16 protein-coding genes are annotated in these 22,771 nt (G+C 67.2%); 7 read left to right on the forward strand and 9 right to left on the reverse strand.

The annotated features are described in order from the left end of the window. Window positions 1-20 precede the first annotated feature (20 nt). Both hrpA and GWK50_RS07730 read left to right on the forward strand, forming a co-directional pair. Entirely contained in the window at window positions 21-4,052 is a 4,032-nt protein-coding gene (gene hrpA, locus GWK50_RS07725; protein ID WP_162015968.1) for an ATP-dependent RNA helicase HrpA, read from the forward strand. Between the two features lie 77 nt (window positions 4,053-4,129). Beyond that, window positions 4,130-4,552: a DUF2325 domain-containing protein gene (locus GWK50_RS07730; protein ID WP_242455326.1), complete on the forward strand. Its 423-nt coding sequence runs from the start codon at window positions 4,130-4,132 to the stop codon at window positions 4,550-4,552. 265 nt (window positions 4,553-4,817) lie between these two features. On the opposite strand, the gene GWK50_RS07735 is transcribed toward GWK50_RS07730, so the two are convergent. Both GWK50_RS07735 and GWK50_RS07740 read right to left on the reverse strand, forming a co-directional pair. Further along, window positions 4,818-7,148, reverse strand: coding sequence for a DUF1631 family protein (locus tag GWK50_RS07735; RefSeq protein WP_242455327.1), 2,331 nt, complete (start codon window positions 7,146-7,148; stop codon window positions 4,818-4,820). 196 nt (window positions 7,149-7,344) lie between these two features. Further along, window positions 7,345-9,423, reverse strand: coding sequence for a sodium-translocating pyrophosphatase (locus GWK50_RS07740; RefSeq protein ID WP_162015970.1), 2,079 nt, complete (start codon window positions 9,421-9,423; stop codon window positions 7,345-7,347). 221 nt (window positions 9,424-9,644) lie between these two features. On the opposite strand from GWK50_RS07740, the gene ppa reads away from it, so the two are divergent. Next, complete coding sequence (ppa, locus tag GWK50_RS07745; RefSeq protein WP_162015971.1) at window positions 9,645-10,190, forward strand: inorganic diphosphatase; 546 nt, start codon at window positions 9,645-9,647, stop codon at window positions 10,188-10,190. A gap of 145 nt (window positions 10,191-10,335) precedes the next feature. Beyond that, the gene (locus tag GWK50_RS07750; protein WP_162015972.1) at window positions 10,336-12,114 is read left to right on the forward strand and encodes a methyl-accepting chemotaxis protein; all 1,779 of its coding nucleotides are present in this window, start codon (window positions 10,336-10,338) and stop codon (window positions 12,112-12,114) included. Window positions 12,115-12,172: 58 nt separating this feature from the next. Here GWK50_RS07750 and GWK50_RS07755 read toward each other — a convergent pair whose 3' ends face one another. Then, on the reverse strand, window positions 12,173-12,991 hold the full coding sequence (locus tag GWK50_RS07755) for an alpha/beta fold hydrolase (protein ID WP_162018051.1): 819 nt from the start codon (window positions 12,989-12,991) through the stop codon (window positions 12,173-12,175). A 252-nt stretch (window positions 12,992-13,243) separates the two neighbouring features. On the opposite strand from GWK50_RS07755, the gene GWK50_RS07760 reads away from it, so the two are divergent. From GWK50_RS07760 to GWK50_RS07770, 3 genes are all read left to right on the forward strand, one after another. Further along, a complete protein-coding gene (locus GWK50_RS07760; RefSeq protein WP_162015973.1) occupies window positions 13,244-15,028 on the forward strand; it encodes a methyl-accepting chemotaxis protein in 1,785 nt (594 codons plus the stop codon). Window positions 15,029-15,151: 123 nt separating this feature from the next. Beyond that, window positions 15,152-16,372: an NnrS family protein gene (locus GWK50_RS07765; RefSeq protein ID WP_162015974.1), complete on the forward strand. Its 1,221-nt coding sequence runs from the start codon at window positions 15,152-15,154 to the stop codon at window positions 16,370-16,372. A 68-nt stretch (window positions 16,373-16,440) separates the two neighbouring features. Next, window positions 16,441-16,740 carry a DUF2249 domain-containing protein gene (locus GWK50_RS07770; RefSeq protein WP_162015975.1) on the forward strand — a complete coding sequence of 100 codons (300 nt, stop codon included), beginning with the start codon at window positions 16,441-16,443 and terminating at the stop codon, window positions 16,738-16,740. Window positions 16,741-16,783: 43 nt separating this feature from the next. Here GWK50_RS07770 and sufT read toward each other — a convergent pair whose 3' ends face one another. The 6 genes from sufT to sufB all read right to left on the reverse strand — a co-directional run bounded on the left by sufT (window position 16,784) and on the right by sufB (window position 22,696). Next, a complete protein-coding gene (gene sufT, locus GWK50_RS07775; RefSeq protein WP_162015976.1) occupies window positions 16,784-17,335 on the reverse strand; it encodes a putative Fe-S cluster assembly protein SufT in 552 nt (183 codons plus the stop codon). After that, entirely contained in the window at window positions 17,332-17,814 is a 483-nt protein-coding gene (gene sufU, locus GWK50_RS07780) for a Fe-S cluster assembly sulfur transfer protein SufU (RefSeq protein ID WP_162015977.1), read from the reverse strand. Before sufU ends, sufT begins: the two co-directional genes overlap by 4 nt. Then, window positions 17,811-19,088: a SufS family cysteine desulfurase gene (locus GWK50_RS07785; RefSeq protein ID WP_162015978.1), complete on the reverse strand. Its 1,278-nt coding sequence runs from the start codon at window positions 19,086-19,088 to the stop codon at window positions 17,811-17,813. Before GWK50_RS07785 ends, sufU begins: the two co-directional genes overlap by 4 nt. After that, complete coding sequence (locus GWK50_RS07790; RefSeq protein ID WP_162015979.1) at window positions 19,078-20,325, reverse strand: SufD family Fe-S cluster assembly protein; 1,248 nt, start codon at window positions 20,323-20,325, stop codon at window positions 19,078-19,080. The genes GWK50_RS07785 and GWK50_RS07790 overlap by 11 nt, the downstream gene beginning before the upstream one ends. Window positions 20,326-20,328: 3 nt before the next feature. Next, the gene (sufC, locus tag GWK50_RS07795) at window positions 20,329-21,132 is read right to left on the reverse strand and encodes a Fe-S cluster assembly ATPase SufC (protein ID WP_162015980.1); all 804 of its coding nucleotides are present in this window, start codon (window positions 21,130-21,132) and stop codon (window positions 20,329-20,331) included. An 85-nt stretch (window positions 21,133-21,217) separates the two neighbouring features. Further along, window positions 21,218-22,696, reverse strand: a complete 1,479-nt coding sequence (gene sufB, locus GWK50_RS07800; RefSeq protein ID WP_162015981.1) for a Fe-S cluster assembly protein SufB — start codon at window positions 22,694-22,696, stop codon at window positions 21,218-21,220. Window positions 22,697-22,771 lie beyond the last annotated feature (75 nt).

Genomic DNA, 22,771 nt, shown 5'->3' on the forward strand with positions numbered 1-22,771 from the left:
CGGCCCGATAATTGCGCCCCATGCCTTTGCCCGATCCGCGTCTGCCTGCACCTTCCCGCGCCTTCACCCTGGAGTTTCCCGAGTCCCTGCCCGTATCCGGTCGGCGCGACGAGATCATGGAGGCGATGCACCAGCACCAGGTCATCATCGTGTGCGGCGAAACCGGTTCGGGCAAGACCACGCAGCTGCCCAAGATCGCGCTGGCGCTGGGCCGGGGCAAGTGCAACGCCGCGCCGGGCCAGAAGGGCCAGCTGATCGGCCACACCCAGCCGCGCCGCATTGCCGCCAGCAGCGTGGCCAAGCGCATTGCCGAGGAATTAAAGTCGCCGCTGGGCGAGGTGGTGGGCTACAAGGTGCGCTTCCAGGATCGGCTGAGCCGCGACGCTTCGGTCAAGCTCATGACCGACGGCATTCTGCTGGCCGAGACGCAGACCGACCCGCTGCTCAAAGCCTACGACACGATCATCATCGACGAGGCGCACGAGCGCAGCCTGAACATCGACTTTCTGCTGGGCTACATCCGGCAGATTCTGCCGCGCCGGCCCGATCTGAAAGTGGTGGTGACCTCGGCCACCATCGATGCGGACCGCTTTGCCAAGCACTTTGAAAGCAGCAAGGGCCCGGCTCCGGTGATCCAGGTGTCGGGCCGCACCTTCCCCGTGGAGCAGCGCTGGCGGCCATTCGAGGAGTCACGCGACTACGGCCTGAACGAGGCCATCGCCGATGGCGTGGACGAACTCTGGCAGGGCAACGCGGGCGGCGACATCCTGGTGTTTCTGCCCGGCGAGCGCGAAATCCGCGAGGCCGCCGACCACCTGCGCAAGCACCTGGCGCACCAGCCGGTCACGCGCAACGCCGAGGTGCTGCCGCTGTTCGCGCGCCTGAGCCAGGCCGAGCAGGACCGCATCTTCGACGGCCACACCGGGCGGCGCATCGTGCTGGCCACCAATGTGGCAGAAACATCTTTGACGGTTCCTGGTATCAGATACGTCATTGACGCAGGAACGGCGCGCGTCAAGCGCTACAGCTTGCGTAGCAAGGTGGAGCAGTTGCTGGTCGAGCCCATCAGCCAGGCGGCGGCCAACCAGCGCGCCGGGCGCTGCGGGCGCGTGGCCAATGGCATCTGCATCCGGCTGTACGACGAAAAAGACTTTGCGGGCCGCCCGCGCTTCACCGACCCGGAAATCCTGCGTTCCTCGCTGGCGGGCGTGATCCTGCGCATGAAGTCGCTGCACCTGGGCGTGGTGGAGGACTTTCCGTTCATCGACGCGCCCTCGGGCCGGGCGATTGCCGACGGCTACCAGTTGCTCAATGAACTGGGCGCGGTGGACGACAAGAACGAGCTCACGCCCATGGGGCGCGAACTGTCCAAGCTGCCGCTGGACCCGCGCGTGGGCCGCATGATCCTCGAAGCGCGCGCGCGCGGCGCCCTCAGCGAGGTGCTGGTGATCGCCAGCGCGCTGAGCCTGCAGGATGTGCGTGACCGCCCCATGGACGCGCAGCAGCAGGCCGACCAGCAGCACGCCAAGTTCGACGACGACAAGAGCGAGTTTTCCGGCTACCTCAAGCTCTGGCAGTGGCTGCAGGACGCGCGCGGCGGTGCCCCCGCCTTGCCCTCGGCACGCCAGCAGCAGGCCCAGGCGCGCGCGCGTGGCCCCTCGCAGGCGGTGCTGCCGGTGGCGCAGCGCAAGGCGGCCGCGCCGGTTCCGCCCGTGCCCGCGCCAGCGGCCCCCACGCACAAGCTCAGCAACCGCCAGTACGAGCAGTTGCTGCGCCAGAACTTCATCAACGTGCGCCGTGTGCGCGAATGGCGCGACGTGCACAGCCAGCTGCTCACCGTGGTGACGGAGCACCACTGGGCGCTCAACACCCAGCCGGCCAGCTACGAGGCGCTGCACCTGTCCATGCTGGCGGGCCTGCTGGGCAACATCGGCTTCAAGCCCGAGGAAGAGGAACAGTACCTGGGCGCGCGCGGCATCAAGTTCCACCGCCACCCGGGCGCGCATCTGCGCAAGAAGCCGGGGCGCTGGATCGTCTGCGCCGAACTGGTGGAGACCACGCGCCTGTTTGGCCGGGGCATCGCCGCCATCGAGCCGCAGTGGCTGGAAGAGGTGGGCGCGCACCTGCTGAAGAAACAGGTGCTCGACCCGCACTGGGAGAAAAAGGCCGCCGAGGTGGTGGCCTTCGAGCGCGCCACGCTCTACGGCCTGGTGGTCTACAGCGGCCGCCGCGTGGGCTACGAGAAGGTCGACCCGCACGCCGCGCGCGAGCTGTTCATCCGCGAGGCCCTGGTGGGCGGCGAGGCGCCGCAGGACTGGGACAAGCGCCTGCCCTTCCTGGCCGCCAACGACAAGCTCATCGCCAAGGTGCAGGAGCTGGAGCACAAGTCGCGCCGCCAGGACGTGCTGGTGGACGAGGAACTGATCTTCGCCTTCTACGACCAGCAGGTGCCGCAGGATGTGTGCAACGGCCGCGGCTTCGAGCACTGGTACCGCCAGGAGAGCAAGGCCCGGCCCGACCTGCTCAAGCTCACGCGCGACGAACTCATGCGCCACGAGGCGGCGGGCATCACCACCAGCGCCTTTCCCAAGATGGTGCGGCTGGGCGGCGTGGACTGCGCCGCGAGCTACCTGCACGAGCCGGGCGATGCGCGCGACGGCATCACCGTCACCATCCCGTTGTTCGTGCTCAACCAGGTGCAGGAGGAGCGCTGCGAATGGCTGGTGCCCGGCATGCTCAAGGACAAGATCCAGGCCCTGCTCAAGAGCCTGCCGCAGCGCCCGCGCAGCCGCTTCGTGCCGCTGCCCGACAACGCCACGCGCCTGGCCGCCCTGCTGGGCACGCCCGACCGCGTGGGCCACACCGGGTTGGTGGACGCGCTGCTCAAGCAGGTGCGCGAGGAGACCTCGCTCGACGTCAAGCGCGCCGACTTCAAGCTGGACATGGTGCCGCCGCATTTGTTCATGAACTTCCGCGTGGTGGACGAGCATGGCCGCCAGTTGGGCCAGGGGCGCAACCTGGGCGCACTCAAGGCCGAACTGGGCGCCAAGGCGCGCGGGGCCTTCCAGGCGCTTGCTTCGTTAAAGATAGCGCCTGGCGCAGGTAGCAAGGCAGATTCAGATAAAAAACCATCTGAAAATGCCGTAGATAAAGCGCAAGCAGCTCCTGAAAATAGAGCAAAACAAGCCCCCGCTGCGCAGGCCGAGGCACGCTACACCGCCTGGACCTTCGGTGAACTGCCCGAATTGATGGAGATCGGCAAGGGCGGGCAGACGCTGATCGGCTTTCCTGCGCTCATTGACGCGGGCGACGCCGTCACCATCGAGGTGTTCGACGAGCCCGAGGTGGCGGCGGCCAAGCACCGCGCCGGCCTGCGCCGCCTGTGCGCGCTGCAGATCAAGGACGCGCTCAAGTACCTCGAAAAGAACATCCCCGACCTGCAGAAGATGGCCGTGGCCTACATGCCGCTGGGCACGCAGGAAGAACTGCGCGCGCAGATCATCGACGTGGCGCTGGACCGCGCCTTCCTGCTCGACCCGCTGCCCACCAATGCGCAGGACTTCGAGCGCCGTGTGCAGGAGGGGCGCGGCCGCCTGACGCTGATCGCGAATGAAGTGGCGCGCCTGGCTCTCACCATCCTGCAGGAGTACGCTGCGGCGGTGCGCAAGCTCAAGGACACCAAGGGCGCGCCGGATGCGGTGGCGGATGCGCAGCAGCAGTTGCAGCGCCTCGTGCCGAAGAACTTCCTGGCGGCGGCGCCCTGGCCGCAGCTCGCGCACTTCCCGCGCTACCTCAAGGCCATCGTGCTGCGGCTGGACAAATTCCGCGCCGACCCGGCCCGCGACGCTGCCCGCCTGGCCGAGCTGCGCCCGCAGGAGCAGCGCTACTGGCGCCTCGTCGCCGAGCGCAAGGGCCAGGTGGACGCGCGCATGCAGGAGCTGCGCTGGCTGCTGGAGGAACTGCGCGTGAGCTTCTTCGCGCAGGAACTGCGCACGCCGCAGCCGGTGAGCGTGAAGCGCCTGGACAAGCTCTGGGCGCAGATCAACAGTTGAGGCGGAATGGCGGTCGGGGAAGGTTTCAGGAAGGCAAGCACTTCAAATGCGATCAATTCGCATTTATACTGTCTGTGATGAATCCCAATGCCATGCAGACCGCAGCCGCCTACGACCCTTCAGACGAGCATCTTGCCGTATGCCGTGCCTATGGCGAGGTTCAGGAACGCTGCACCCGTGTGATGGCGGGGCAGCAGGCCGAAATTGATCGTCTGCACGCGCAGGTGGTGCGCTTGCGGGGCGCGCTGGTGGTGCGCGAAACGGCGCTGGCCTATGCGCGTGAAGACCACGAACGCTTGGTCGCCCGCTTGGCCTTGGAGCGCGATCCACAGGCCGTTGCCGCCGATCTGGTGCTGTGCCAGACGGGCTGCCTGGGCCATGGCAACTTCTGGCGCGTGCAGGACCAGTGCCGCCGCAGCGGCAAGGCCTGCGTGTTGATCGAGGCTGCGGGCCGCCTGGAAAACGCCCCTGAATACACCGCAGCTGGTGGTGTGCCCTGATCCGTATCAGCGCTCATTCTGCGAACGCGGCACTCGCAACGATCAACACCCGCGCCCTCAAATTCGAAGCTTCCGTACATGCGGTTGCCCGCGTTCGCAGCAGAGCGCACTGGCCGTGCCATATTCACGCTGCGTCCAGCGTGCTGACTTTGGCCAGGGCTCCCGCGCAAGGGCCGCCCCGCCGCGCCGGGAGCGTCCCCCTGCCCGCATTGCGCAGCAATGCGAGAGCGGGGGGAAGGCGCGAAGCGCCTTAGGGGGTTGCACCCTAATACCGCGTATCCACGCTGTTGCGCATGGCGGCGCGGGCCACGGCGTCCAGCGCTTCGCCCACCACGGTCTGCTCCGACACCACGCGCAGCGCGCCCTGGGCCATGAGCCGGTCGCGCAGGCGCCGTGTCATGGACTGGGAACGCCCGCTGGCGCTGGTGAACAGGAACAGCGTGCCGTGCGGGCCCACCCAGGTGAGCTGGGTGCGTTCCCAATGGCCGTCCACGCGCAGATCCACCCAGGTGCCCACGGCCATGTCGGGCGTGCTGCCGGGCGCGGCCCCGGTGTCCGGTGCTTCCAGTGGCTGGCCGCTGGCGCCGAAGGATTCCATGAACCCCGACTCCTTGGCTTCGGCCGGGGCAAGCCAGGGTTCGTCGTCGGCTGGGGCGTCCAGGCGCGGGGTGCTGGGTTGGGTGGCAGTGGCTGCCGTAGAAGTTGGCATGGGCGCCTGCGCCGCCTGGCCCGTGGCCGGGGTGGCCGTGCCCTGGAAGGCCAACTGGTGCAGGCGCATCAAGGTGTCCATGAAGGGGCCCAGCTCCGTGGCCGGGTAGCCGATGGTGGCCAGCCCTTCGCGCAGGCGGGCCAGCAGCTTGGGCACCAGGCGGGCCAGCCTGGCGGGGTTCTTGCGCGTTTCCTCGGGCTGCGCGCTCCAGAGCAGGGCATCGACAAACTCGCGGTAGCGGCCAGGGTCGGCCTGGCCACTGTCGTTGTTCAGCCTGGCCTGGGCCAGTACCTGGGACCAGGGGCCCTGCAGGAAGGCACCGATCTCTGCGGGCACCAGGCCGAATTCGGGCAGGTGCCGGATCTGCCGGGCCAGCCGCGACGCCAGCAGGTGGCGTTGCTCGGCCCGCCACAGCGACTCGATGGCACGCTTGCGCTCCTGCTCGCGCTGGGCCTCGCTTTCGGACCAGCGCTGCTGGAGCTGTTCCAGCACGGGCTCGAAGTCGTCACGACTCTGGATGGTGGTCTGTGCCAGGGGCAGGGCGTTGTCGTGCAGTGCCAGCAGAAAGCTCTCGAAGCCGGGGGCTTGCACGTTGTCAAAGCCCAGGCTGCGGTCGGTGATTTCCTGCAGTAGCCTGCGCGCAGGGTGGTCGCGGTCGCTGAAGAAGCGCGGGTCGGCCACGGCCAGTTGCATGAGGGCGGGCTCCAGGGCCCGCACCACCTGTTGCACGGGCGGCAGCAGGCGCGGGTCCTGCGCGATGTTGTCCACCATGAGCGCCACCACCTCCTGGCTCAGTGCCTGGCCCAAGCCACCGCTGGCCGCCGCAGAGGGCTGCATGGGGGTGCGCGGGCTTTCCAGGCGCTCCATGAGACGGCCCACCTGGTTCATCTCCTGCAGGGCCTCGAAGGCGGCGGGCACGGTGGGTTCGAAATCGGTGGGTGGCAGGGTGTCGGCTTCGTCGTGCTGCCCATCAAAGGTGCGGGCAAAGTGTGCGGCAAAGTCCGTCACCCGGTTGCCTGTGGGCGCACCGCCCAGGTCACCCAGCAGCAGGTGGCGCAGGCGTTCCAGCGTGAGCAGGGCTTCCTGCTGGGCATGGGCCGGTGCGGCGGCATCGGCGGTGGTTGCCGCCGCAGGCTGCATGGCCGGCGCGGTGGGCACGACCACCGCATGGGCGGGCTCATTGGCAAAGCCTGGGGAATGGCCTTGCGGGCCGCTCGCCAGGGTGTAGGCATAGCGGCCGTCGGCCTGGCGCATGGCATAGCCGATGGGCTTGATGCCGGCCTGCTGTAGTTGCGCTGTGAGATCGGCGTACAGGGTGCGCAGCTCTGCCCCCAGCGCCTGCGCCATGGGGCCCATCCAGTCGCGGCGCACGGTATCGGTCACCTGCATCTGGCCCACCACGGTCTGCAGGGCCTGCAGGAACATTTCGGGCCGCAGTGGGTTGCTTTCGGGGTTGACGTTGGGCAGGCCTTGCGCGGCGCAGGCCAGACCGTTGAACTCTGCCAGCGTGGCATCGACGGCTTCGGCCAGCACCTCGCGGGCACGGGCGCGCTCCACGCTTTCGTGGATCTGGTGTTCGTCCATCAGCTCCAGTTCGTCGAAATGCACCGTGAACAGGGAGCGCGTGTGCTTGTGCCGGTCCAGCGTGTCCTGGGCCATGGTCTGGCGCAATGCGCCGGGGTAGCGCTCGGCCATGGTGAAGCACAGTCGCGAGAGCTGCTGGCGTGCTTCGAGCAGGCCGTGGCGTTCGCCGGGTGTGCGCGAACGGTCTTCCAGCGACTGCAGCGCCAGTCGGGTGCTTTCGAGCACCCTTTCCAGCAGTCGGTGGCTCTGGTCCAGGGTGTGCCGTACGGTGTGCTCAAACACCTGGGCGTCGGTTCCTGTCACGGTCGGAGCGTGGTCTCGCAAGCGGTTTCCTCTCACTGCGGATGGCGGGTGGGGTGAAGGCGGCAAGGGCCCCCAGGTCAGGGGGCATTATTCCCCGTCCTTGGGTGCACAGGAATCCCAAAAAATCACAAGGGGCATGTGCCCCTTGTGGTGGTGCGGGCAGGGCCCGCGGCCCCGCTCCGGTGGGATGGCTGGCTCAGCCCGCGTGGAACTTCACCACCAGCGGCACGATGAGCAGCGCCACGATGTTGATGATCTTGATCAGCGGGTTGACGGCCGGTCCGGCGGTGTCCTTGTAGGGGTCGCCCACGGTGTCGCCGGTCACGGCGGCCTTGTGCGCCTCGGAGCCCTTGCCGCCGTGGTGGCCGTCTTCGATGTACTTCTTGGCGTTGTCCCAGGCGCCGCCGCCGGTGCACATGCTGATGGCGACGAACAGGCCGGTCACGATGGTGCCCATCAGCAGGCCACCCAGGGCCTTGGGGCCCAGCAGCAGGCCGACCACGATCGGCACCACCACGGGCAGCAGGCTGGGGATGACCATTTCCTTGATGGCCGCGGTGGTCAGCATGTCCACGGCCTTGCCGTATTCGGGCTTGGCCGTGCCTTCCATGATGCCCTTGATCTCGCTGAACTGGCGGCGCACTTCCACCACCACGCTGCCGGCAGCACGGCCCACGGCTTCCATGGCCATGGCACCGAACAGGTAGGGGATCAGGCCGCCGATGAACAGGCCGATGATGACCATGGGGTCGCTCAGGTCGAAGCTGACCGCGCGGCCATAGCTTTCGAGCTTGTGCGTGTAGTCGGCAAACAGCACCAGCGCGGCCAGACCGGCAGAACCGATCGCGTAGCCCTTGGTCACGGCCTTGGTGGTGTTGCCCACGGCGTCCAGCGGGTCGGTGATGTCGCGCACGCTGCTGGGCAGCTCGCTCATTTCGGCAATGCCGCCGGCGTTGTCGGTGATGGGGCCGTAGGCATCCAGGGCCACCACGATGCCCGCCATGCTCAGCATGGACATGGCCGCCACGGCGATGCCGTACAGCCCCGCGAGCTGGTAGGCCACCAGGATGGCGATGCAGACGAAGATCACCGGCCAGGCCGTGGAGCGCATGGACACGCCCAGACCCGCGATGATGTTGGTGCCGTGGCCGGTGGTGGAGGCCTGGGCGATGTGGCGCACGGGCGAATACTGCGTGCCGGTGTAGAACTCGGTGATCCAGACCAGCGCGGCCGTCAGCACCAGGCCGGTGGTGCAGGCGCCAAACAGTTTCATCTGCGCGCCGCTGCCGCCCAGGGCATTGTCGGGGATGATCCAAGTCGTGACGAAATAGAACGCGACGAGCGAGAGCACACCGGCGATGGCCAGGCCCTTGTAGAGCGCGGGCATCACATTCTTCATGCCGGGCGAAGCCTTGACGAAGAAGCAGCCGATGATGGAGGCCACAATGGACACGGCACCCAGCGCCAGCGGGTAGAGCACGGCGTTGAGCGGCGCGGCGGCCACCAGCAGGGCGCCCAGCACCATGGTGGCGATCAGGGTCACGGCGTAGGTCTCGAACAGGTCGGCGGCCATGCCGGCGCAGTCGCCCACGTTGTCGCCCACGTTGTCGGCGATCACGGCGGGGTTGCGCGGGTCATCCTCGGGGATGCCGGCTTCGACCTTGCCCACCAGGTCGGCGCCCACGTCGGCGCCCTTGGTGAAGATGCCGCCGCCCAGCCGCGCGAAGATGGAGATCAGCGAGGAGCCGAAGGCAAAACCGATCAGCGGGTTGAGCAGGCCGGCGAGGGTCTTGTCGGCCACCGGATTGCTGCCCACCAGGAACCAGTAGAAGCCGGTCACGCCCAGCAGGCCCAAGCCCACCACCAGCATGCCGGTGATGGCGCCGCCGCGGAAGGCCACGTCCAGCGCGGGGCCGATGCCTTGGGTGGCAGCCTGCGCGGTGCGCACGTTCGCACGCACGGACACATTCATGCCGATGAAGCCGCAGGCGCCCGAAAGGACCGCGCCGATGACGAAGCCGATGGCAGTCTTGCCGTCGAGGAAGAGACCGATGAGGATGGCCAGCACCACGCCGACGATGCCGATGGTCTTGTACTGCCGCGCCAGGTAGGCGGCCGCGCCCGCCTGGATGGCGGCTGCGATTTCCTGCATGCGGGCGTTGCCCGCGTCCTTCGAGAGAATCCAGCCGCGGGCCCAGAAGCCATAGGCCACGGCAACCAGCCCGCAAACGAGGGCCAGTATCAGAGGGGAAGTCAGCGCTGTGTTTCCAGCCATTCTTTTCTCCAGGGTGTTGAATCGCACGTTAGGAGACACAACGCACCGGTCATGTCCCCGCTGCGTTGCTTCCTCGTGCTCCATGCCTGGAGACGATTGGCCAACTCGGCCAATTTACCCCGAAAAAATGACATGCAAGCGTCGAGAAAGGGGGGCGCCGGTAAAATGAGGGTTAATCCCGACGTGAATCCTTAACAATCATCAACAACGCGAACGACACCATGTCTCTCAACAGCGTCACCCCTGGCAAGAACCTTCCTGAAACCTTCAACGTGGTCATCGAGATTCCGGCCGAATCCGATCCCATCAAGTACGAAGTGGACAAGGAGTCGGGCGCCGTCTTCGTGGACCGTTTCCTGACCACGGCCATGTACTACCCGTGCAACTACGGCTACGTGCCCCGCACCCTGTCGGGCGATGGCGACCCGGTGGATGTGCTGGTGATCACCCCGTACCCGCTGCACCCTGGCGTGGTGGTGCCCTGCCGTGCCCTGGGCATCCTGAAGATGGAAGACGAAGCCGGCATCGACGGCAAGGTGCTGGCCGTGCCCACCACCAAGATTCTGAAGATGTACGAACCCTGGAAGACCGTGGCGGACGTGAACCCCATGCGCCTGAAGGCCATCAGCCACTTCTTCGAGCACTACAAGGATCTGGAAGAAGGCAAGTGGGTCAAGGTGCTGGGCTGGGAAGGCGTGGAAGCCGCCCACCAGGAAATCGTGGACGGCGTGGCCAACTTTGAGAAGTCGCAGGCCGGCGTGAACTGACAGACCGCTGACACCTCCCCCTGAAGGCATGCCCGTGGCAACGCGGGCATGCCTTTTTTGCTGGAATGCCCGCTTGCGCACGGTCTGCGCCGCTGTCTAGACTCAAAGCAATCAGATTTGTTACAAATTGCATAGGGGGTGGGAGATGCGGTTTTCCGATTGGCGCATTGGCGCAAAGCTCGGGTTGGCATTCGTACTGGTGGTGGTGTTGGCGGCGGTGCTGGGGGCCGTGTCGTTGGTGCAGCTTGCGCGCATCCATGCAGGGGCGGATGACATGGCCACCCGGCTGCTGCCCAGCGTATCGCAGGCGGGGGAGGTGCGGGTGCTGCTCAATCGCATGCGGCGCTCGGAGGCGGGCATCGTCACCGCCACGCGCCAAGAGGACATGCAGGCGGCGGTGGATCAGGTGCAGGCCCGGCTGGGCGAGCTCAAGGCCGTGGAAGCGCAATACGCCACGCTGCTGAACGAGAGCGCACGCAGCCAGTTCCAGCAGTACGAGCAGCGCAAGACGCAGTACCTCAAGCTGCACGCCGACCTGGCCGACATTGCCAAGGGGGTGGACTACAGCAGCGCTGAGGCACTGGAGTTGTCGGGCGACATGCTGCGCCAGATGTACGCTGGCGAATCCGAGGCGGCCTTTGTGGCCATGGAAGCGATGGTGGGCCGCATGCAGCAGGCCCATGCAGAGGACGTGCGTGTCGCCACGGGTGGCATGCGCGGCATTTTTGACAATGCGCGCCTGTGGGTGGGCGTGGCCTTGCTGGCTTGCGTATTGCTGGCTGTGGTGCTTGGGGTGACCATTGCGCGTGCCGTATCGCGTCCAGCGCATGAGGCGGTGGCCGTGGCGCGTGCCATTTCCGAAGGCAATCTCACGGTGCATATCCCCGCCGGAGGGCGTGACGAGATGGGCCAGTTGCTCCAGGCCCTGCTGCAGATGCGCGACAACCTGGCGCGTGTGGTCTCTGGGGTGCGCGGCTATGCCGAGGGCGTTTCCACCGCCAGCGCGGAGATAGCGCAGGGCAACCACGACCTGTCCTCGCGCACGGAAAGCCAGGCCAGCGCGCTGGAGGAAACGGCGGCATCGATGGAAGAGCTGGGCTCGACGGTGCGCCAGAACGCCGACAACGCCCGCCAGGCCAACCAGATGGCCATGAACGCCTCCACCGTGGCGGTGCAGGGCGGCGAAGTGGTGTCCCAGGTGGTGGAGACCATGAAAGGCATCAGCACCGCCAGCAACAAGATCGCCGACATCATCGGCGTGATCGACGGCATCGCCTTCCAGACCAACATCCTGGCGCTGAACGCTGCCGTGGAAGCCGCCCGCGCAGGCGAGCAAGGCCGAGGCTTTGCCGTGGTGGCCAGCGAAGTGCGCAGCCTGGCCGGGCGCAGCGCCGAAGCGGCCAAGGAAATCAAGAGCCTGATCAGCGCCAGCGTGGAGCGCGTGGAGCAAGGCAACATCCAGGCAGAGAAGGCGGGAGAAACCATGACCGAAGTGGTCAACGCCATCCGGCGTGTGACCGACATCATGGGAGAGATCAGCGCCGCCAGCAGCGAACAAAGCGCGGGCGTGTCGCAAGTGGGCGAAGCGGTCACGCAGATGGACCAGGCCACACAGCAGAACGCCGCGCTGGTGGAGCAGATGGCAGCGGCGGCGGGCAGCCTTAGCGGCCAGGCGCGCGAGCTGGTGCAGGCCGTGGCGCAGTTCCGCCTGGTGCAGCAGGACACCGTGGCAGCACCGCCCAAGCCCCCGGCACGCCCAGTGTCTGCACCCACCGTGTCGGCGCCATCGCCCAGTGCAGCCAAGCAGGTCCGCCCACCCGCGGCCAAGCCCAGCGCGGTGTTGCCCAAACCCAGCGCACCCGCGGTGGCGCAGGCACGGCCCGCCAAATCGGGGCAGGACGACGGGGATTGGGAAAGCTTTTAGTGATTTGGGGCTTTACGCCCGTCCATAAAGCGCTATTAGCTACAAAAATAATAGCAAATTAGCCCGGCTTGCCACGCTGTGGGTCGGGGTATAGCCACTGCAGGCCGGGCACACGCGGGCGCTCGAAAGGGCGCCAGGCCCCGGTCACGGGGTTCTGGCTCAGGCGGTCGGCCACGGCCCACCAGGCGCTGGGGTTCAGGCCCAGGCCGAAATGGCTGGCCACCACCTCAATGTTTTCCGTGTGCGGGTTGTGGGGTGCGGGTGCCTGGATGCTGCCGCGCCAGGCCACGACTCCGTCGCTGCGCGAGTAGATGCTGGTGGTGGGCACGGGTGGTGCGACCGGCAGGTCATAGTGCTCTGTCTCGCGCTTTGGATCGCGCCCACTGACCCATTGGTAGATGCGCCAGGCGTTGGTCGAAGTGTGTTCGCCCGCAAAGGGGGTGCCCAGCGTGACCACGCAGCGCACACGGTCGGGCATTTCCTTGGCCAGTTCGCGGGCGTACACACCGCCCAGGCTCCAGCCCACCAGGCTCACGCGTGCACCGCTGCGCTGGCAGGCTTCGTCGAGCTTGCGCTTGGCTGTTTCCAGCACGCCGTGGCGTGGGCCCATGTTCAAGCCCTGGCCCCAGCCGTAGGCGTGGTAATTGCGCGACTCCAGGTAGCGGCGCAAGGGCAGGGTGGAAGCATCGCCGGCCGTGAGACCGGGGAACACGATGATGGCGTGACCGTCCCCCAGCGGCGCGTTCTGCAGCAGGGGCCATGCGGGCAGCACAGCGCCAAACTCCCAGGGAGCGCGAAATTCCATGGCCAAGAGGTGCAACCCGGGTGGGGGCAAGGTATCTGTTGGGGCTGGCGCTTTTCGGAACGGGAATGGCATCGTGGGGTGGGGTTCGGGCAGCTCGGCGTTGGTATGCGGCTGTTGCATTTTTTCACAATCAGACGCAATCTATCTGGACGCCGCACTCCAAACTCACAAGGTACGGATCCTCACCACAATGTGGCGGGTGTTGCCCAGGTGCATCAAAAAGCGTAGCGTGCTGCGGTGTGAGGTCATGCCGTTTGGTGGTAATGCATGGGTGGTTGGCTGGTTGCGCAACTGGTCGGTGCCCTTTGGTTCAGGAGGTTGACCATGGACTTTTTGTTCAAACTCAGCGTGTCGCGGCGCTTGGTGGTGTTGGTGGGGTTTGCCGTGGCCGCCATGGCGCTGCTGGTCAGCGTGCTCATGACGTCGGAGCGGGCCATGCTCCTGCGCGAGCGCCAGGACAGCGTTCGCCAGGCGGTGGAGACCGCGCATGGCATCCTGGTGCATTTCCACGGCCTGGCGGCCAAGGGAGACATGCCCGAGGAAGAGGCCAAGAAGCGTGCCATGGAAGCCATCCGACCCTTGCGCTACAGCGGGGCAGAGTATTTCTGGATCAATGACATGCAACCGCGCATGGTCATGCACCCGATCCGTCCCGAACTGCAAGGCCAGGATTTGAGTGCGAACAAGGATCCGACGGGCAAGCATTTGTTTGTGGAGTTCGTCAACACGGTGAAGAAGGGCGGCGCAGGCTACGTGGACTACATGTGGCCCAAGCCGGGGAGCGACGCCCCCGTGGAAAAGGCGTCCTACGTCAAGGGATTCGCTCCCTGGGGCTGGATTGTGGGCTCAGGCGTCTATGTGGATACCGTGCAGGCCACCTTCATTCGGCGCCTGGCAGAGGCGGGGGTACAGGCCCTGGTGTTGGCCTTGTTGCTGGTGCTGGTGGGCTGGCTGATTTCACGCAGCATCCTTCAACAGCTGGGTGGGGAGCCCGCGCTGCTCAACCACATCACGCACCAGATCGCGCAGGGCGATCTGACTGTGGACATTCCCACCTCGGCTTCGGGCAGCAGCGTGTTGCACAGCATCCAGGCCATGCGCGACAGCCTGGCCGGCGTCGTGCTGCGTGTGCGCCAGGGTTCCGAACATGTCTCCACCGCCAGCGCCGAGATCGCGCAAGGCAACCACGACCTCTCGGCCCGCACCGAAAGCCAGGCCAGCGCGCTGGAAGAAACATCGGCCTCGATGGAGGAACTGAACTCCACCGTCAAGGCCAACGCCGACAACGCCCGCCAGGCCAACCAGATGGCCATGAACGCCTCCACCGTGGCGGTGCAGGGCGGCGAAGTGGTGTCCCAGGTGGTGGAGACCATGAAAGGCATCAGCACCGCCAGCAACAAGATCGCCGACATCATCGGCGTGATCGACGGCATCGCCTTCCAGACCAACATCCTGGCGCTGAACGCTGCCGTGGAAGCCGCCCGCGCAGGCGAGCAAGGCCGAGGCTTTGCCGTGGTGGCCAGCGAAGTGCGCAGCCTGGCCGGACGCAGCGCCGAAGCGGCCAAGGAAATCAAGAGCCTGATCAGCGCCAGCGTGGAGCGCGTGGAGCAAGGCAACATCCAGGCAGAGAAGGCCGGAGAAACCATGACCGAAGTGGTCAACGCCATCCGGCGTGTGACCGACATCATGGGAGAGATCAGCGCCGCCAGCAGCGAACAAAGCGCGGGCGTATCGCAAGTGGGCGAAGCGGTCACGCAAATGGACCAGGCCACACAGCAGAACGCCGCGCTGGTGGAGCAGATGGCGGCGGCGGCGGGCAGCCTCAGCGGCCAGGCGCGCGAGCTGGTCGAGGCCGTGGCGGTGTTCCGCCTGGCCCAGGGCAGCGCCATGCCAGCCGCTGCCGCACGCAGCGCTTCACCTGCGCCAGCCCCCGCACCAGCGCCGCGCCCGGTGCCCGCTCCGGCATCCAGGCCGGTGCAGGCCAAGGTGGCCCCGCCTCGTCCAGCCGCCGCCAAGGCGGCGCCCAGCCTGAGTCCACCTGTGCCACCCAAGCCAGCCGCGGCCAAGCCCGCCAAAGCGGGGGGCGAGGACGACTGGGAATCCTTCTGAAGGCGCACAGACGGTAGGGCTGTTAGGGCATAGGCTGTTTGGTGGTGATTTAAGATTCATGTAAAATGAATCTTATTGATCCATTTGCTGTGCACTTTTAGGAAGGCACGGCGCTGCAAGCCCATGACACCGCCTCTACCCCCGCTCATCACCATCACAGAAAAAGACCAGCCGCCCGCCGCGGCTGCGGCGCTGCAAGGGTGGCCGCTGCTGCGGCTGGGGTTCAGGCCTTTCTACCTGGGCGCGGCCCTGCTGGCCTGCCTTTCGGTGCCGGTGTGGATTGCCCTGTTTCTCGGTCACGCCGAGCTCAAGCTGGAGATTTCGCCGCTGCTGTGGCACGCGCATGAAATGCTCTTTGGCTTTGCGGCCGGGGTCATTGTGGGTTTTTTGCTCACAGCCGTGAAAGCCTGGACCGGCCTGCCCACGCCGCGCGGCGCCTTGCTGGGCACGCTGGCCTTTGTCTGGCTGGCAGCGCGTGTCGCGGCCGTGGTGGCGCCGTACCCGGTGTATGCCGCACTGGACATGGCCTTGCTGCCGGCGGTGGCGCTGATTTTGCTGCGTGTGCTGATCAAGGCAGGCAACAAGCGCAACATTCCGCTCATTTCCCTGCTGGTGCTCATGGCGACAGCCAACCTGGTGTTCCACCTGTCGGCCCTGGGTGCCATCGATGTGCCGCCCGTGGCCGCGTTGTATGCCGGGCTGGCACTGATCGTCATGGTCGAGTGCGTGATGGCAGGCCGCGTGGTGCCCATGTTCACCAAGAACGTGACGCCGGGCCTGGTCATCAACATCCCGCGCAAGTTTGAACTGGCGCTGCTGGCCGTCACCGCACTGGCGCTGGCCCTGTGGGTGTTTGCACCGCCGGGGCCGGTCACCCTGGTGGCCTGCGCCGTGGCCGCCGTGCTGCACGCCGTGCGGCTGTGGATGTGGCATCCCTGGGTCACGTTCAAGCGCCCCATCCTGTGGATTCTGCACGCTGCCTATGCCTGGCTGCCCATCGGCTTTGTGCTGCTGGCGCTGGCGCAGGTGGGCTGGGTGAGCTATTCGCTGGCGGTGCATGCGTTTGGCGTGGGCGTGACCGGCGGGCTCATCATCGGCATGGTCACGCGCACCGCGCGCGGCCACACCGGGCGGCCGTTGCAGGTGGCGCGCCCCGAGGTGCTGGCCTATGCCTTTGTCATGCTGGCCGCCGTGTTGCGCGTGCTGGTGCCTGCCGTGGCGCCCGCCCTGTACACCCAGGCGCTGGCGGTGGCAGCGGGTCTGTGGGCTGTGGCCTTTGCGCTCTATCTGGTGGTCTATACCCCCTGGCTCATGCGCACCCGGCTGGATGGCAAGGACGGCTGAACAGCCTCCGATGCCCTGTCTTTTCTTCTTCTATCCCTTCTCTCCATTCCACTTTGAAAGGTCTCACCATGGGTTCCAGTTCTGTGTCCGAAATCGACGTGCGCACCATCGTTCCGCAGGAACGCCACCTGCAGATCTTTGGCCGTCTTGACGCTCTGCGCGCTGGCGAAGCGCTGCAGATCGTGAACGACCACGACCCCGTTCCGCTGCGCCTGCAGCTCGAATCGCGCGCTCCGGGCCAGTTCCAGTGGGCCTACCTGCAATCGGGTCCGGACCTGTGGCGTGTGCAGATCAGCAAGCTGGAAACGGCGCGCAGCAAGGCGGAGTCCGAGGACTCCTGCTGCTCCGGTGGTGCCTGCTGCGGTTGATGGTTTCTACACCCCCGACGTGCCGCAGCGTCGGGGGGGCGCATCACAGTCCGAGCGCCAGTTGCGCTGCCTCGGACATCATGGAGCGGTCCCAGGGCGGGGTGAACACCATGTTCACCGTGATCTCGCCCACGCGCGGCAGGGCCAGCACCTTGTCGCACACCTCATCGGCAATCGCCTCGCCCATGCCGCAACCGGGCGCGGTGAGAGTCATGTCGATCACCACGCGCAGCTTGTCGCTGTCTTCCAGCGGTTCCAGCGCACAGCGGTACACCAGCCCCAGGTCCACGATATTGACCGGAATCTCCGGGTCGTAGCAGGTGCGCAGTGCGTCCCACACCAGGGGCTCCACGTCGCCGTCGTGCACCTCAGCGGGCACGGGTGCGGTTTGGGGCGGGGTCTTGCCGATGGCGTCGGCATCCACGCCCTTGAGGCGCGTGAGCTGGCCCTCCACCAGCAGCGTGAATGAGCCGCCCAGGGCCTGGGTGATCTGCGCCAGTTGCCCGGCCTGCAGTTCGATGGGCGCGCCACTGGGGATGGCTTCCACCATCACGGTGCGGCGCACCAGCACGTCTTCGCGGGGTCTGCGGTTCATGGCTGCTGCTCCGCTGGCGCCGCGTCTGCGGGGATGGTGCCCTCGGCTTTGTCGGCCTGGTCGGCAATGGCGTGCATCAGTGCGTGCCAGCCCAGCAGGGCGCATTTGATGCGGCTGGGGTAGCGGCGCACGCCCGCCAGGCTGACCAGCTTGCCCAGCGCGGCGTCATCGGGCTCCTGCGTGCCGGTGAGCACGGCGCGAAAGTGCTGTTGCAGTTGCTGGGCACTGGCCAGATCGCGGCCCTTGACGGCCTCGGTCATCATGGAGCTGGATGCCATGCAGATGGCGCAGCCCTGACCGCTGAAGCGGATGTCCTGCACGCGGCCGTCCTGCACTTGCAGCTCCACCGCCACCTGGTCGCCACACTGCGGGTTGGTGCCCTGGGCCTGGTGCGTGGGGTGGGGGAGGTGGCCAAAGTTGCGCGGCGTGCGCTTGTGCTCCAGCACAAGTTCCTGGTACAGGTCGTTTTCGGTGTTCATCGCAAAACCTCCACGGCGTGCGCCACGGCGGCGACCAGGCGCTCCACCTCGTCGCTCGTGTTGTAGGCGGCAAACGAGGCGCGCGTGCTTGGCCCCAGGCCCAGGTGGTCCATCAGCGGTTGGGCGCAATGGTGGCCGGTGCGCACGGCAATGCCGCGTGCATCCAGCAGGGTGCCGATGTCGTGCGGGTGCCCCTGTTCGGCCACAAAGGACACCAGGGCCGACTGTGTGGCGTGCGCAGCCAGCACGCGCACACCGGGGATGCGCGCCAGGCCTTGCACGGCCTGCGCGCGCAGCGCGTGCACGTGCGCGGCGATGGCGTCGCGCCCCACCAGCTCGATAAAGCGCGCCGCAGCGGCCAGGCCCACGGCGCCCGCCACGTTGGGTGTGCCGCCTTCGAGGCGGGCGGGCAGTTCGGCATAGTCGGCACCGTCCCAGCGGACCTGGGCCACCATGTCGCCGCCCAGGCGCAGGGGTTCCAGGCGCTCCAGCGCGCTGCGCCGCCCCACCAGCACGCCAATGCCCATGGGGCCGTGCATCTTGTGGCCGGAAAAGGCCAGGAAGTCGCAGTCAATGTGGGCCAGCGCAGGCATGGCGTACGCGGCGGCCTGGGCGGCGTCGAGCACGGTGAGCGCCCCGGCCTGCGCGGCCATGCGCAATAAATCTTCAAACGGTGGACGCTCGCCGGTGGCATTGGCGCTGGCCGTGAGAGCCAGCACCCGGGTGCGCGGCGAGAGCAGCGCCTGCAGGTCGGCCACGTGCAGGCGGCCCTGCGCGTCGGGGCGCAGGATGCGCAGCACGGCGCCGCTTTGGCGCGCAGTCTGTTGCCAGGGCAGCAGGTTGGCGTGGTGCTCCAGGCCGCTGACGATGATTTCGTCGCCCGCGCGCAGCCAGGCCTGGTCTGGCCCACCAGCCCATAGGCCCTGCGCCACCAGGTTCAGCGACTCGGTGGTGCCGCTGGTAAAGACCAGCTCGTGCTCGGCACTGGCGCCGACAAACCGGTGCAACGTGGCACGTGCGGCCTCGTAATCGTCGGTGGCGTATTGGCTTAAAGAATGCACGCCACGGTGGATGTTGGCGCGGTGCCGGGTTTCAAAGGCCTGTAGCGCATCCATCACCTCCAGCGGCATGGCGGTGGTGGCGGCGTTGTCCAGATAGGCCAGCGGCGCGCCGTGGATGGCCTGCTGCAACAACGGGAACTGCGCGCGCAACGCTGCCGAGCCGGGGGCCAGCGTGGGCGGGGGCGCCAGTGTGGTGGGGGATTCAAGCCGCATGGGGCACCTCCGCTTGCAGTTGGCGTGCCAGGGCCTGCGCCAGCACGCCGCTGTCCAGCCACTGGGCCAGGGCCTGGGCGCCGGGGTCGTCATCGAACGCACGCTCCAGCACGGCGCGGGCCATGCCTTCGGTGAGGAGGGCGCGGGCTTGCGCTTCGTCCAGCCCGCGCTGCAGGGCATAGAACAGCGCGTCTTCGGGCAGGCGACCCCAGGTGGCGCCATGGGCGGCCTGCACCTGGTCGTGCAGGATTTCCAGGTGCGGGCGCAGCACCATGCGCGGCTGGCCGTTCAATGCCACGCCACTCAGGCGCTGGCGCACCTGGGCTTCATGGGCGCCGGGGGCAATGCGGCTGTGTGCGTTGGCCACCACGCGCTCGTGGTCTGCGGCCAGGGCCAGTACCTCGGTGTGGGCGGCGGTGTGGGCCGCATCCAGCCGGGTGTGTACTTGCTGCTCCAGCACCTGGCCAGCGGGCAGCAGCAGGGCGGCGCTGCGGGCCTGGGCGTTGGCGCCTTGCAGTTGCACCATGGTGCGCTGCAGGTGGTAGGCGGCACCGGTGGCCACCAGCGCCTGCTGATAGCGTGCGCCCTGCGCCAGGCGGGCGTGCACATGCTGGGCCATGCGATCTTGCGCTTGGGGCAGGGCCAGGCGCAGGTGTTGCAGTTGGGCGCCTTCGGCCAGGTGGATGTGGGTGTGCAGGTTCTGCACCAGCGGGTGTGCGCAGGCGCTCGGCGCACGGTCGTGGGTTTCGATGAGCACGCAGCGCACGCCGGGCTCCAACGCCAGCACCAAGAGCGGTGCTTCCACGGTGTCGCGCGGCTGGTGGTGCAGGTGCAACCAGACGGTGTCGCAGTCGGCGGCGGCCTTGCCGGGCGGTGTGTGGATGCGCAGGCGCAGGCCCTGGCGACACAGCGCGCGGTGCGCCCAGGCAAAGGGTGCGGCCTCGCCATCACCGGGGCCGGGCAGGTTGGCAAACAGGGCGTTGCGCTGGGCGGGGTCGAGTGCGTCCAGCCAGCGCGCATCCACCCCGGCGGTGGCCGCTGGCCCCACGGGCTGCAGCAGCCAGCCTGCGCCGGACAGGGCAGGTGCCTCGCACGCCGGGGCGTCGGGCTCGGGGCCGATCCAGGCCTCCAGCGCGGGCGGTGGCAGATGGCGGAAATGTTCGCTGCGCCGCGCAATCCAACCCTGGCTGTGCAGGTGGTGGCGTGCGGCCAGGCGGTCGGCAAGGGCGGTGTCCATGGCTCAGGCCTCCACGGTGTGCGCCGCTGCGGTGGGCGCGGTTGAGGGCGCGGTTGCCTTGGGGCCAAAGCCGGAGCGGGCAATCTCGCGCGCCAGCTCCAGGCCGCCGCTTTGGGCGATGCAGCCCTGGTCCAGGCGCAGCACGGCATCGGGCTGCAATTGCTCGATGAGTTGCAGGTAGTGCGAGACCACGATGAAGGCCGTGCCCTGTGCGCGCAGGTGCTGCACCAGGGCCAGCACGGCGCGCACGCCGTCCACGTCCAAGCCGGAGTCGATTTCGTCGAGCAGCGCCAGGCGCGGGCGCAGCAGGGCCAGTTGCAGCAGTTCGTTGCGCTTGCGCTCGCCGCCCGAGAAGCCTTCATTGACGGGGCGGCCCAGCAGGGATTCGGGCAGGCCCAGACGTTTGGCGCTTTCGCGGGCGTCGGCCAGAAAGTCGAACGCGTCCTGGGGCGCCTGACCCTGGGCCTGGCGCTGGGCGTTGAGCGCGGTGCGGATAAAGAGGTTGTTCTTTACGCCGGGCACGTCGGGCGGCGCCTGGAACGAGACGAACAGACCCTGGCGCGCGCGCTCATGCGCGCTCAAGCCGAGCAGGTCGGTGCCTCCCAGCAATGCCTGGCCGTTGGCCACGCGGTAGGCCGGGTGCCCGGCCAGCGCCATGCCCAGCGTGCTCTTGCCGCTGCCGTTGGCGCCCATCAGCACCACCAGCGAACCGGCGGCCACATCCAGGTGCACCGAGCGCAGCACCGTGCGTTCGCCCACATCGACGCGCAGGTCGCGCACCTGCAGCAGGGGGGTGGAGGGGGTCATGGGGATGTCCTTTCTATGATTTTGATAGCTGCTCGCGCTTTCTGGATAAGCGCTGGAGCCAGTTTTTGCTTGTATATCTGTGGCGTCAGCCCACCGCGCCTTCCAGTGACACGGCCAGTAGCGCCTTGGCTTCCAGGGCAAATTCCATGGGCAGTTCTTCCAGCACGGCCTGGCAAAAGCCGCCCACGATGAGTGCCGTGGCCTCCTGGGGGTCGATGCCGCGTTGCTGGCAATAGAACAGCCGCTCCTCGGAGATGCGCGTGGTCGTGGCTTCGTGCTCCACCACGGCGTCGCCGCGCGCGCTGTCGATGTAGGGGAAGGTGTGCGCGCCGCAGTCCGGTCCGATGAGCAGTGAGTCGCATTGCGTGTGGTTGCGCGCCTGTGCCGCCCCCGCGTTCATGCGCACCAGGCCGCGGTAGCTTTGCTGTGCGTGCCCGGCGCTGATGCCCTTGGAGACGATGCGGCTCTTGGTGCGTTGGCCCAGGTGGATCATCTTGGTGCCGGTGTCTGCCTGCTGGAAGTGGTTGGACACGGCGATGGAGTGGAATTCGCCGCTGGAGTCGTCGCCCTGCAGCACCACGCTGGGGTACTTCCAGGTGATGGCCGAGCCGGTTTCGATCTGCGTCCAGGCGATGCGCGAGCTCTTGCCGGCGGCCAGGCCGCGCTTGGTGACGAAGTTGTAGATGCCACCGCGCCCTTGGGCGTCGCCGGGGTACCAGTTCTGCACGGTGGAGTACTTGATGAATGCATCGTCGTGCGCCACCAGCTCCACCACGGCGGCGTGCAGCTGGTGCTCGTCACGCTGCGGTGCGGTGCAGCCTTCGAGGTAGCTGACCGAGCTGCCTTCCTCGGCAATGATGAGCGTGCGCTCGAACTGCCCGGTGTTGCGCGCGTTGATGCGGAAGTACGAGGACAGCTCCATCGGGCATTTCACCCCCTTGGGGATATAGACAAAGGAGCCATCCGAGAACACCGCAGAGTTCAGCGCAGCGTAGAAGTTGTCGCCCACCGGCACCACGCTGCCCAGGTAGCGCTCGATCAGCGCCGGGTGGTGTTCCACCGCGTGCGAGAACGAGCAGAAGATCACACCCACCTCGGCGAGCTGCTCGCGGAAGGTGGTGCCCACGGACACCGAATCGAACACCGCATCCACCGCCACACCGGCCAGGCGTGCGCGTTCGTGCAGGGGTACGCCCAGCTTTTCGTAGGTTTCGAGCAGCTGGGGGTCCACCTCGTCCAGGCTCTTGGGCGCGTTCTTGAGCGACTTGGGCGCCGAGTAGTACGACAGCGCCTGGAAGTCCACTGGCGCCATGCGCAGGTGCGCCCAGTCCGGTGGCTCCATGCTGCGCCAGCGCTCGAAGGCCGCCAGGCGCCACTGCAGCAGAAAGGCGGGCTCACGCTTCTTGCGCGAGATGGCGCGGATGGTGTCTTCGTCCAGTCCCGGCGGCAGGCTGTCGGATTCGATGTCGGTGGAGAAGCCGTGCGGGTACGGCGTGTTCAGGGCCTGCTGCAGGGCCGCGTCCTGCGGTCGGCGGGGGGCTGCGGTTTCGGTTGGCGCGGGCATAGTCTTTAAGTGACGATTTAAATATGCATAGCGTATGCATCATTTTGAATTCCTGCAAATCCAGCCCGGTTTGAC

This window comes from Acidovorax sp. 210-6 (assembly GCF_010020825.1).
Taxonomy (GTDB): Bacteria; Pseudomonadota; Gammaproteobacteria; order Burkholderiales; family Burkholderiaceae_C; genus Simplicispira; species Simplicispira sedimenti.

Bases quoted from the DNA above. Each gene is read 5' to 3' on its own strand.
- GWK50_RS07740 (WP_162015970.1), bottom strand. From the start codon at position 9,423: ATGGCTGGAAACACAGCGCTGACTTCCCCTCTGATACTGGCCCTCGTT.
- GWK50_RS07765 (WP_162015974.1), top strand. From the start codon at position 15,152: ATGACACCGCCTCTACCCCCGCTCATCACCATCACAGAAAAAGACCAG.
- GWK50_RS07760 (WP_162015973.1), top strand. From the start codon at position 13,244: ATGGACTTTTTGTTCAAACTCAGCGTGTCGCGGCGCTTGGTGGTGTTG.
- GWK50_RS07755 (WP_162018051.1), bottom strand. From the start codon at position 12,991: ATGCCATTCCCGTTCCGAAAAGCGCCAGCCCCAACAGATACCTTGCCC.
- sufB (WP_162015981.1), bottom strand. From the start codon at position 22,696: ATGCCCGCGCCAACCGAAACCGCAGCCCCCCGCCGACCGCAGGACGCG.
- GWK50_RS07750 (WP_162015972.1), top strand. From the start codon at position 10,336: ATGCGGTTTTCCGATTGGCGCATTGGCGCAAAGCTCGGGTTGGCATTC.
- GWK50_RS07770 (WP_162015975.1), top strand. From the start codon at position 16,441: ATGGGTTCCAGTTCTGTGTCCGAAATCGACGTGCGCACCATCGTTCCG.
- sufT (WP_162015976.1), bottom strand. From the start codon at position 17,335: ATGAACCGCAGACCCCGCGAAGACGTGCTGGTGCGCCGCACCGTGATG.
- GWK50_RS07730 (WP_242455326.1), top strand. From the start codon at position 4,130: ATGAATCCCAATGCCATGCAGACCGCAGCCGCCTACGACCCTTCAGAC.
- GWK50_RS07790 (WP_162015979.1), bottom strand. From the start codon at position 20,325: ATGGACACCGCCCTTGCCGACCGCCTGGCCGCACGCCACCACCTGCAC.
- hrpA (WP_162015968.1), top strand. From the start codon at position 21: ATGCCTTTGCCCGATCCGCGTCTGCCTGCACCTTCCCGCGCCTTCACC.
- sufU (WP_162015977.1), bottom strand. From the start codon at position 17,814: ATGAACACCGAAAACGACCTGTACCAGGAACTTGTGCTGGAGCACAAG.
- ppa (WP_162015971.1), top strand. From the start codon at position 9,645: ATGTCTCTCAACAGCGTCACCCCTGGCAAGAACCTTCCTGAAACCTTC.
- GWK50_RS07785 (WP_162015978.1), bottom strand. From the start codon at position 19,088: ATGCGGCTTGAATCCCCCACCACACTGGCGCCCCCGCCCACGCTGGCC.
- sufC (WP_162015980.1), bottom strand. From the start codon at position 21,132: ATGACCCCCTCCACCCCCCTGCTGCAGGTGCGCGACCTGCGCGTCGAT.